This is a genomic window from Bacillus cereus group sp. BfR-BA-01380 (assembly GCF_022663535.1).
GTDB lineage: Bacteria > Bacillota > Bacilli > Bacillales > Bacillaceae_G > Bacillus_A > Bacillus_A cereus_BB.
Genome location: NZ_JAKUFS010000011.1, coordinates 137181 through 148149, shown reverse-complemented (window position 1 = coordinate 148149; position 10969 = coordinate 137181). Strand labels below are relative to the sequence as shown.

Below are 10969 nucleotides of genomic sequence, written 5' to 3'. Positions count from 1 at the left end.
TTAGAAGAATTGCTTATCACAAACTAAAGTCTACAAACTGTAGGGCAAGGTTATGTCCGAACAGTATAATCTACGCCTGTGGAGACTGTGTAAGACGCAGTGGGTCCCCCCACTACGCAATGGTCTATGAAACAGGAAGCCCCTTCTTCAATCAGGACGTAAGGTGGATAAGGAGGGGTTATTCACTGGGATGATACACCTTTCTCTCAAACCTTACATAGTATATTCAGGGAAATTGATTCGGATAAGGAGGTGAGGAACGATGTCACTTGGAGACCCAAGCCCGATACCCATATGCTTTATATTTCATCATGTAGGTAGGAAACGACTTGTTCCTCCCTCTCTAAAAAATAGATAGTCGAGAAACAACGAATTTCCTCCTGCGTGTATAAAGGAGGAAACTACCAATGTTACGTGAAAAAAAACAAATTGAAAATGTTCAAATGGACATGCATCAAACAAATAATGGTACACCAAAACGAAACAAACAAACTTCTCATAATCAAGAAGTGATTAAGCTAAATAATGAAATATTATTGGAAGTTGCTACAAGAGATGTTCAATCAGCATTAGCTTTTTTAGAAACAACTCCAAACGGAATTTCTGAAAAAGAAGCGGAAAGACGTATGGATACACATGGAAGAAACGAAGTGGCACATGAAAAACCACCAGCATGGTATCTTCAATTACTTCGTTCGTTTAAAAATCCATTTATTTTCGTATTATTAGCTCTAGGGGTTTTATCCTTTTTTACTGATGATATGAAGGGAGCAATTGTTGTAACTGTAATGGTAGTCTTAAGTGCTACAATTCGTTTTTTACAAGAATTCCGTTCTCAACAAGCGGCAGAAAAATTAAAAGCAATGGTCCGTACGACGGCTACTGTTTTGAGAACAAAAGAATTTACAAATAACATGGATAAAGAAGTTGATATAAATAATAATCAACTACTAGAACTTCCTATTGAAGATCTTGTACCTGGTGATATTATCACGCTTTCCGCGGGTGATATTGTCCCAGCCGATGTTCGCATTCTTTCAGCTAAAGATTTATTTGTAAACCAAGCTGCTCTCACTGGGGAAGCCTTGCCGGTTGAAAAACACGAAAATTCCCAAAATTCAAATATCAATGCAAAAAGAAATGGCGACCCACTTGAAATGGATAATCTATGTTTTATGGGAACAAATATCGTAAGTGGAACTGCAACTGCTGTCGTTGTATCAACAGGTGCAAATAGTTATTTTGGTTCATTAGCAAAGAGTGTTATTGGTAAACGTCCGGAAACAAGCTTCGATAAAGGTGTTAATAAAGTAAGTTGGCTTTTAATTAAATTTATGCTTGTCATGACTCCTATTGTATTTCTCATTAACGGGATTTCAAAAGGTGATTGGAACGAAGCGTTCTTCTTTGCGATAGCAGTCGCTGTAGGGCTGACACCGGAAATGCTTCCAATGATTGTAACGGCAAACTTAGCTAGAGGCGCTGTGAAGATGTCTAAAAAGAAAGTAATTGTGAAACAGCTAAATTCGATTCAAAATCTTGGAGCAATGGATGTTCTTTGTACAGATAAAACAGGGACATTGACTGAAGATAAAGTCGTATTAGTCCGTTATCTTGATCCAACAGGAAACCAATGTAAAAGTGTATTACAGCTAGCCTATTTAAATAGTTTTTATCAAACGGGATTAAAAAACCTTATCGATAAAGCGGTTATTGAACATACAGAAGAGAAACATCAATTAGATACAAAGGAATTTCACAAAGTAGATGAAATCCCATTTGACTTTGCAAGGCGACGTATGTCCGTAGTTGTGAAAGATACAAGTAATAGGAACTTAATGGTTTGTAAGGGTGCAGTAGAAGAAATTTTATCTATTTGTACACACACGGATATTAATGATGAAATACTTCCTCTTACGAAAGAAGAAACGAGAAAAATTAAGTATTTGAGTGAACAATTAAATGAAGATGGTATGCGTGTAATTGCGGTGGCTTATAAGCTTGAAGCACCTAATAACGAGAAAGCTTATTCTATTCAAGATGAATCGGATATGATTTTTGCAGGGTATATTGGATTTTTAGATCCTCCAAAACCATCAGCAGCATCTGCAATTCGAACATTACAAGAACACGGTGTACAGGTTAAGATTTTAACTGGTGACAATGAAATTGTAACGCGTAAAGTATGTAAAGAAGTAGGATTGGATATAGGGGAACCTGTACTTGGTTATGAGATTGATCATTTACCCGAAAAGGCATTAGTGCAATTAGCAGAACGAACAACTGTATTTGCGAAATTAAATCCAATGCAAAAGTCTCGTGTCATTCAAGCATTGCAAGCAAATGGTCATACTGTAGGTTATATGGGTGACGGTATTAATGATGCGGTTGCACTGCGCGATGCCGATGTAGGTATCTCCGTTGATACAGCTACAGATATTGCGAAAGAATCATCTGATATTATCTTGCTTGAAAAAAGTCTGAATGTATTGGAAGAAGGAATTATTGAAGGGCGTACAACATTCGGGAATATTTTGAAGTACATGAAAATGACAGCAAGTTCTAACTTTGGAAATGTATTTAGTGTGTTAGTAGCGAGTGCATTTATTCCGTTTCTTCCGATGTTAGCTATTCATTTATTAATTCAAAACTTGCTATATGATTTATCTCAGCTTTCTATTCCATGGGATAAGATGGATAAAGAATTTTTGGAGAAGCCTAGAAAATGGGATACTTCAAACTTGCGTAACTTTATTATCTGTATTGGTCCTATTAGTTCAATCTTTGATATTATAACATTTATTGTGATGTGGAATGTGTTTGGAGCTAATACAGTTGCAGAACAATCCTTGTTCCAATCTGGTTGGTTTGTAGTAGGATTACTTACGCAAACATTGATTGTGCATATGATTCGCACACGAAAAATTCCGTTTATTCAAAGTATGGCTTCTATTCCAGTTCTATTATTAACAGCACTCATTATGGCCCTTGGCATTTATGTTCCATTCTCACCATTAGGTGCAGTAGTTGGATTACAACCACTTCCACTTAGCTATTTCCCATGGCTGGTAGGAATTTTAACAGGATATGCCGTATTAACTCAATTTCTTAAGCAGTTATATATCAAGAAATTTCATAGTTGGTTATAACATCTTCTTTTCTGGACATGTAAACCTGATTTAATAGAACTTTATCAGAAAGAAGGTGAGAAACATGCACTTTGAACAGGCACTTTTATTGCATATTTTTATTATGAATGGAGAAATACAATTCCCATTATCAAGCGAAGAAATCTTTGCTTATTTGAATCAAAAAGGGAAAGTAAATAGAGAGCATTTTGATTATGCGCGTGAGCTATACGAGAAGTATACATGTTTTTCAATCGAACAAAAAAGAAAAGTTTCTCACATTATGAAAGTATTTGAGGGAAATGCATTTTGGATTCAAACAAGAGAAGAACCAAAAGAAGATAAGACAAAACGTTTTTCCATTAACGCAAAGAGATATGAAGAAGCAATGAATGAAATATTTGAAGAAATAGCATATGAGTATAACAATATATCTCCAATCTTGTTAGGAATAAAATCAATGTTAAAACCAAAAATAAGTAACGAAAAGTTTTATACCATATAATCGTTAAAAAAATGACATGGAATGAAAAAGGAGGTTACTTCTGTAGTCCTCCTTTTTCTATGTATAGATAGTTGGAGGTGAAAGATATGGTATGGCAAGATATTGTAATCCGTTTACTTGTTGCTATATTTGCTGGAGCTTGTATTGGAACGGAGCGGCAATGGCGGCACCGTATGGCTGGATTACGTACCAATGCTCTTGTTTCATTAGGGGCTTGTTTGTTTGTTTTATTATCTGTTATGACTTCAGGAGAAGGAAGCCCTACACGTATCGCTGCTCAGGTTGTAAGTGGAATTGGTTTCCTTGGCGGTGGAGTCATTATTCGAGATGGTTTTAGTATTCGTGGATTAAATACAGCTGCTACGTTATGGTGTGCTGCAGCAGTTGGCACGCTTGTTGGGGCTGGGTTTTTAAAAGTAGGTATTATTGGTGCTTTTGGGGTTATTTTAGCACACGTTTTACTTCGACCTGTAGCATTGTTTATGAATAAAAAGGCACGGGATCAAGAGCAAGAAGATGTAAGCTATATGTTATCAGCAACCTGCTTAGATAAAGATGAGTCTCATATTAGAGTTTTGTTAATGCATATGGTTCATACGGAAGGAATTGGTCTAAAAGAATTATTTAGTGAAGATATCGAAGAAGGTAAAAAAGTAGTTGTACGAGCACTTTTGCATTGTGATTCAAAAAAAGCTACGCTTATTGAAAAAATAGTGAGTCGCTTAAGCTTAGAAGCTGGCATAACAGCTGTCGGATGGAAATCTAAAGTAGAACAAGAGGCTGATTGATTTATAAAAATAGGTTAAGGTATAAAAATAAAATGTACCCTATAGAGTAGACACTTTAAAAAAGTTCTTCCCTATAGGGTACATTTTAGAATACAATCTTACCTTTGGTTAAATAGGGTGATACTTATTACAAGTGTATCGGATTTCTTATAACTTTTAAATTAAAGGTCTTACCCAAAGTTGAGAAAAATCCACATATCCAAAATATTTCATCTTAATATTCGTTAAATCTGATGAAAAAGGAATCTGACTTTTCTCATGGTATAAAGGAATCATAATAGAGGATTCTATCAGTTCTTTTTCAAGATCTTTGTTTAGTGAGGACCACTCCTCAAAAGGTGTATGCTTGTATTTATCGAGGTGTTTTTTTAATGTTTTATTTGTTTTTATAATCTTAGCCAACGGTGAATATCTAGCTGTTAAAAAATAATAAAATGATATCTCTTGATTCATCTCGAACACTTCACCATGAATAAAGAGATCAACTTGTTCATTAAGTTTTTCATCTCTAAGATAGTTTTCGAAAGGAACCCATTTAACTAGAAAGGGTATATTTTCTTTTTCTAAGACATTCATTAACCATTTTGTTGTTTTTTCTGTATACTGAGTAGCTTTTATAATAAGTGGTTCTTTAAATTTGGGACGTTTTCTTTTTGTGATATCGATTTGATGACCTATGTCCTTTAAGCAACTCTTAGTATTTGGGGTTTTTTGAGAATCATATTCGTGAATATGATTAATATTGTTAGCAATAATATAATGTAAGTAATTACGAACATCTCTTCGTTGAATTGATGAATTACGCCAAGCATTCATAATTATAACACCGAAACCCGAATTCTTTTCTACTTGAAACGTAGAATTGCTTTCATGGTGCTTGGAAGATTGATAAATATTATCAAATTCTAGAGGAACCTGAATGAATTCTACTGTATCTAGCAAAGGCCTTTCCTGAAAATGATCATTAAATGCTATCAATGACATCTTTTCCTGGTTATTTTCCCCTATATAAAAACCACCGGTTCCTACAATTAGACCGTTATTTTCTTTATAAATGCTTGTATTTATCATACATAACATTTGTAAACAATAGCTACAACCATCCGGATAATGTATGTCAATAACTAATGGTGATACAATATCTATTTTTTCTATGGGTGCCCATAAGTCTTTATAATATTTGTGACTACGTAGTTTTGAGAGACATAGTTTTACGTCAGCCGCCGTTAAGATGGATCCATCATGAAATTTTATGGCCTTTTTTAAATATAGTCTAAGCTTAGATTGAGTTAAATCCCAACTGTGAGCTATTTCAGGAAATATGTTCCCCTTTTCATCCATATAAAAAAGTCGATTGAAAACGTTCGCGACAATATGTGCACTATGTACATCGGCAGCCTCTAGCGGATGTGTTGTTAAAAAGGGGTTTCTTCTAGGAATAATTAATTTATCATCCGAATTATGTATATAGCCAAATTTTGAGTGGAATTTAGTCATCAAGCGTAGTTTACTGTTTGGAGACCAATTATATAGTAAATATTTACTGCTTTTTTCAACAGGCTGTTGATCCATAATTTCCATTACTTGTGACTCATAGATTTGTTCTATATTTTTAATCCATTGAAGAGAGGAGATATTTCCTCTGCCTTTTCCAGAAGTGAAAATGAGCCAACCTTCATCCATCCATTTATGTAAGTAACGTACTGTTTGCTTTGTACTTAAATTTAAAAAATCAGCTAGGTCTTTTATTTTTATATTTCCTGAAGAAAATGATTGCCATAGATTCAATAAATTATTATCCATTTTCCTATCTCCTTCTATAAGTGGACATATTCTTCTGAGTATGTCCATTTTTAGTTTGATAAGTCTAGTTTAATATAACATTAGATTAAAGGAGGAGATATGATGAATTGGAAAGACTTTGAACAAAATATAAAAGTACGCTTAATTACATCGTTTTTTAATCGTGCCATTACATCAGCAGTAATGCCTTTCATGGCATTGTTTTTTGCTCAAGAAATAAATAAAATATGGGCCGGATTATTTTTAATCTTAACGGTTATTTTAAGTTTTTTTTCAAATTTAATTGGGGGTTACATTTCAGATCGCTTTCAACGAAAGAAAATCTTATTGTTAACTTCTTTTTCTAGTACTGTGATGTTTTTATTAATGACCTTAAGTTTATATCCTACAGATAAGATGATTGGGTTATTTGCAATCGCTTATGTAGGTTTTATCATATCTAGCAGTCTTGGTCGCCCATCCATGCAAGCTATCATCATAGACTCAACTACGCCGAAAAATCGAAAAGCTATTTATACAATTGACTATTGGCTTATGAATCTTTCTATGGCAATTGGTGCAGCATTAGGTGGATTTTTATACATGAATCACCAAAAAGAGTTGTTTATATTACTGACTTTTGTTTCTGCTACATTACCAATTGCTTATAAAATTTGGCTAGTTGTAGAAGTTAAAGAGTGCTTAGAAAAAAAGCATGAAAATATAGCGCTTGATTTAATTCAAAACTATAAAGTTGCTATTCAAGATAGAGCATTTTTAAAAGTTGTAATAGGGTCTACCTGCATATTTGCGGCAGAATTTTCTTTAAACAGTTATATTGGTGTACGACTTTCAGAAACATTTCATCCAATAAGCGTTGGGAACTTTGAAATAGTAGGAGTAAGGATGCTAAGTATTCTTAACATACAAAATATGCTTTTAGTAGTATGTTTAACGTTCATTGTAAATAAATTTACAGATCGTTTAAGTGGAAAAAAAGCGTTACTTTTAGGTCTTGTGCTCTATGGTGTAGGCTATGTGACAGCAACATCTGCAAACACTTGGTATATACTAATTATTTTTAATTTTATTGCCACTGTTGGTGAACTTGTCTACTCTCCAATCATAAATGCAGAACAAGCTAATATGATTCCGGCTGATAAAAGAGGATCGTATTCAGCTTTTGCAGGTCTATCATATATTGGGGCAGATCTAATTGCAAGAATGACTATTATCGTTGGTGCATTCTTGGTTCCTACGATGATGTCCGCTTACATTGGTATCATTGTAATAATTGGTACATTCCTCGTATACACGGGACTGTTCGTTAAAAAGAATATTCAGTCTAAAGAAATATTGAATAAAATTCCGTCATAATATAATACTTTAATAGTTGTAAAAGAAAGAGTTTAATATGGACAAAGAGGACAAAAGAGCGGAGAAAAAACACTTAATATTTAAACATCATGAAAATGACCAGTTTAATTATTTCTTAAGGATTTTTATAATGTAGATCTGGATAACATACTCTAAGCAATTTTTCATATAGAAAAAACGATTTCTTGTACATTAAGGAAGGAACGGCTTTTTTCATTTATTGAGCCATTGATTCCCGTAAGTCATTCGTGTCGCGCTCCGCAGCATGAATGACTTACGGGAAGTTTTTTGGGTTTATTTTTTGTCCATTCTTAAACTCTTCAGAAAGTAAATAAACCTATTTTAGGAATGCAATGTACCCTATCAAATTTTTACTTACAAGCAGGAATTACATACTTACCAAATAAGTCTAAGGATGAAAGCACTTTATGATGTTCTAATCCACCAAAATTCATTACTGCCATAAAGTTTGTAACACCTTTTTCACTAGAGGTTGCAATCCAATGAGGAGGAAATGGAGCTTGAATTGGCTGAACACTAAGCTTGATGTTTTTGTATGCGGTTCGTTATTATATATTTAAATTTATTGATAATATTTAAATGCTACTGTAAAATTATACTAGTTTCTATTTATGCAAACGTTTTCGTAGGAGGGGGTGTTAGCTTATAATTTACAATGAATCCTTATTTTATAGGAGGCAGGTGTAAGAGGCGGAAGGAATGTATTTAATTACTCTAACGGTATAACGGCTCATATTTGTAAAAGGGGAAGGAGGAGATTTATAAATGATTGAAGTAAAGAATGTTACGAAAAGTTATAAGATTTTAGAACGAAAACCAGGTTTAATGGGTGCAATAAAGGCTTTAATAAAACGTAAGTATTATGATAAGCAGGCAGTGCAACCGATTTCTTTTTCTGTTGAAAAAGGAGAAATGGTTGGATATATCGGATTCAACGGTGCTGGAAAGTCAACCACGATTAAGATGTTGTGCGGAATTTTAACGCCGGATACTGGTGAAATCAAAGTAAATGGAATTATTCCATATAAAAATAGGCAGGAAAATGCCAAAAACATTGGAGCTGTTTTTGGGCAACGTACGCAACTTGCTTGGGATATACCGGTGCGAGAGTCTTTCGAACTATTAAAACATGTTTATGAGATTCCAGAAACAAAATATCAGGAAATGTTGCATTTATTTGAAGATGTACTGGATCTCGGAACTTTAATGCCATTACCTGTTCGTCAGCTATCACTCGGACAAAAAATGCGTTGTGAGTTGGCTGCTGCTTTTCTTCATCAACCTTCTGTTGTGTTCCTAGATGAACCTACAATTGGTTTAGATATTGATGTAAAGGAAAAAATACGTAGTTTTATTAAGGACATGAATAAGAAATTAGATGCAACAGTTGTATTAACTACACATGATATGCAGGATATAGAAGCGCTGTGTCAGCGGATTATTATTATTGATAAAGGATCTATTATTTATGATGGGGACTTACAAGATCTTAAAGATCGTTTTTCTTATAACCGCATCCTATCTTTAGAATTAGAAGAGCACACAATGTTTGAAATTCCTGTATCATTACAAAATTACATTGTGATACACCAGAGTGAAGCAGAAAATACATCTCACGTAGAGCTAAGTTTTCACACAAAGACTGTTTCATCGGAATTTGTGCTTTCAGAACTCGCAAGACACAATAAGATATCAGACTTGACGATTTCAAACCCTAAATTAGAGACGATTATTAAGGACCTTTATCAGCATGGAGGTGAAGAATCCCTTGAGGAAATATTGGGAAATGCTTAAAGTGCAGATCAAGCTAGATACCTCATATGCAGCGTGGTATTGGGCAGGTACATTTGCAATTATCGTTAAATTATGTACGTTGTATTATTTTTGGACTGCTGTTTACGAGAATAAAGAGACTGTTGGAGCACTTTCACTATCTAACATGCTAAGCTATATGGTTATTGCTTTGTTATTAGAACAATACGTATCAGGAGTAGGAACCGATTTAGCGAGAATGATTAAACAAGGTGACATAGCAATGGAACTTATGAAGCCATATCATTTGTTAGATAAACTTGTAGCGATGGATATGGGACAAAAAATTTCTAATTCTATGCGTACAACGTTTCCTATGCTGCTGTTTGCTGTTTGGTTTGTAGGGATTCAGCTACCACAATCATTAGAGTCTTTTCTATTATTTACGGTAAGTGTAGTTTTAGGTATTTTAATTGGAACTCAATTAGATCTTATTATTGGTATATTAGCTTTTTGGACTGTTAATATATGGGGACTTCGACTTCTGCGAGAGTCTGTTGTTCAGTTTTGTTCCGGTGCACTTGTCCCATTATCGTTGTATCCACAATGGTTTCAAGAAATGAGTATGTTTTTACCTTTTCAGTCTATGGTCTATATACCTGTTTCTATTTATACAGGTTCTATATCAGGTACTCAAGCTTATATGGCAATTGCGACACAATTCATATGGTTCATTCTTATTACAGTACTTGTTAGATTCTTATGGACGTTAGCAATCCGGAAAATCACAATATTTGGGGGGTGAGTGAATTGTTGCAAACTCTTAAACGATACTCATTCTTATACATTGTCTATTTTAAGCAACACTTAAAAGTTATGATGGAGTATAAAGTAGACTTTCTAATAGGAATTTCTTCAGTCTTCATTCAACAATTTGCCGCCATCTTTTTCATAAAGGTGGTATTTGATCATATTGAAACTTTGAAGGGATGGAATTTTTATCAAATTCTCTTAATCTACGGTATTGCTTTTGCAGGAAGGGCAATCCATCATATTTTCTTTGATAATTTATGGACGATTGGATGGCAATACATTCGGACAGGAAATTTAGACCGTTTGCTTATCCGTCCTCTTAACCCGCTGTTCCAAATTATAGCGGAGCGTGTTCAACAAGATGGAATAGGGCAACTGTTAATAGGGGGAATTGTTCTTTATTATTCTATTAGTAATCTAGATATTGCAATTACATTTGGGAATGTACTGATACTCATCATCATGATTCTATCAAGCGGTCTCATCTTTGTTGCATTAAATTTGTTTTTTATTACATTTTCTTTTTGGATGACAGATAGCCTCCCTGTTGTATCAGCAGTATTCAATTTAAGTGATTTTTCGCGTTATCCGATTACGATTTATAATAAAGTAATAGCATTTATTTTAACGTTTATTATTCCTTACAGTTTTACATCCTTTTATCCGGCTGCCTTTTTCTTTGATAAAGGGTATAAGTGGGTTTCTTTGTGTACACCACTCGTTGCTGTCATACTATGTTTCATTGCTTATCGTTTCTGGAAATATGGATTAAGTGTATTCACGAGTACAGGAAGCTGATCTGA

General features: G+C 34.1%; 8 protein-coding genes. 7 read left to right on the top strand and 1 reads right to left on the bottom strand.

Annotation, left to right across the window (positions count from 1 at the left end; genetic code table 11):
- The first annotated feature begins 449 nt into the window (after window positions 1-449).
- The 3 genes from mgtA (at window position 450) to MR076_RS12675 (ending at window position 4421) form a co-directional block, all read left to right on the top strand.
- The gene (gene mgtA / locus MR076_RS12685; protein ID WP_242221062.1) at window positions 450-3149 is read left to right on the top strand and encodes a magnesium-translocating P-type ATPase; all 2700 of its coding nucleotides are present in this window, start codon (window positions 450-452) and stop codon (window positions 3147-3149) included.
- Window positions 3150-3213: 64 nt separating this feature from the next.
- The gene (locus MR076_RS12680; RefSeq protein ID WP_242221048.1) at window positions 3214-3633 is read left to right on the top strand and encodes a hypothetical protein; all 420 of its coding nucleotides are present in this window, start codon (window positions 3214-3216) and stop codon (window positions 3631-3633) included.
- An 86-nt stretch (window positions 3634-3719) separates the two neighbouring features.
- Window positions 3720-4421, top strand: coding sequence for an MgtC/SapB family protein (locus tag MR076_RS12675; RefSeq protein WP_242221046.1), 702 nt, complete (start codon window positions 3720-3722; stop codon window positions 4419-4421).
- Window positions 4422-4577: 156 nt separating this feature from the next.
- Here the strand turns inward: MR076_RS12675 and MR076_RS12670 are convergent, their stop codons facing one another.
- The gene (locus MR076_RS12670; RefSeq protein ID WP_242221045.1) at window positions 4578-6224 is read right to left on the bottom strand and encodes an ABC transporter substrate-binding protein; all 1647 of its coding nucleotides are present in this window, start codon (window positions 6222-6224) and stop codon (window positions 4578-4580) included.
- 102 nt (window positions 6225-6326) lie between these two features.
- On the opposite strand from MR076_RS12670, the gene MR076_RS12665 reads away from it, so the two are divergent.
- The 4 genes from MR076_RS12665 to MR076_RS12650 all read left to right on the top strand — a co-directional run bounded on the left by MR076_RS12665 (window position 6327) and on the right by MR076_RS12650 (window position 10964).
- Window positions 6327-7580, top strand: a complete 1254-nt coding sequence (locus MR076_RS12665) for an MDR family MFS transporter (protein ID WP_242221043.1) — start codon at window positions 6327-6329, stop codon at window positions 7578-7580.
- 786 nt (window positions 7581-8366) lie between these two features.
- The gene (locus MR076_RS12660) at window positions 8367-9395 is read left to right on the top strand and encodes an ABC transporter ATP-binding protein (protein ID WP_242221041.1); all 1029 of its coding nucleotides are present in this window, start codon (window positions 8367-8369) and stop codon (window positions 9393-9395) included.
- Window positions 9388-10158, top strand: a complete 771-nt coding sequence (locus tag MR076_RS12655; RefSeq protein ID WP_242221039.1) for an ABC transporter permease — start codon at window positions 9388-9390, stop codon at window positions 10156-10158. The genes MR076_RS12660 and MR076_RS12655 overlap by 8 nt, the downstream gene beginning before the upstream one ends.
- Window positions 10159-10163: 5 nt before the next feature.
- The gene (locus tag MR076_RS12650; protein WP_242221037.1) at window positions 10164-10964 is read left to right on the top strand and encodes an ABC transporter permease; all 801 of its coding nucleotides are present in this window, start codon (window positions 10164-10166) and stop codon (window positions 10962-10964) included.
- Window positions 10965-10969 lie beyond the last annotated feature (5 nt).

Excerpts from the sequence above, each read along its gene's own strand:
- mgtA (WP_242221062.1), top strand. The coding sequence starts at position 450 with ATGCATCAAACAAATAATGGTACACCAAAACGAAACAAACAAACTTCT.
- MR076_RS12680 (WP_242221048.1), top strand. The coding sequence starts at position 3,214 with ATGCACTTTGAACAGGCACTTTTATTGCATATTTTTATTATGAATGGA.
- MR076_RS12675 (WP_242221046.1), top strand. The coding sequence starts at position 3,720 with ATGGTATGGCAAGATATTGTAATCCGTTTACTTGTTGCTATATTTGCT.
- MR076_RS12670 (WP_242221045.1), bottom strand. The coding sequence starts at position 6,224 with ATGGATAATAATTTATTGAATCTATGGCAATCATTTTCTTCAGGAAAT.
- MR076_RS12665 (WP_242221043.1), top strand. The coding sequence starts at position 6,327 with ATGAATTGGAAAGACTTTGAACAAAATATAAAAGTACGCTTAATTACA.
- MR076_RS12660 (WP_242221041.1), top strand. The coding sequence starts at position 8,367 with ATGATTGAAGTAAAGAATGTTACGAAAAGTTATAAGATTTTAGAACGA.
- MR076_RS12655 (WP_242221039.1), top strand. The coding sequence starts at position 9,388 with ATGCTTAAAGTGCAGATCAAGCTAGATACCTCATATGCAGCGTGGTAT.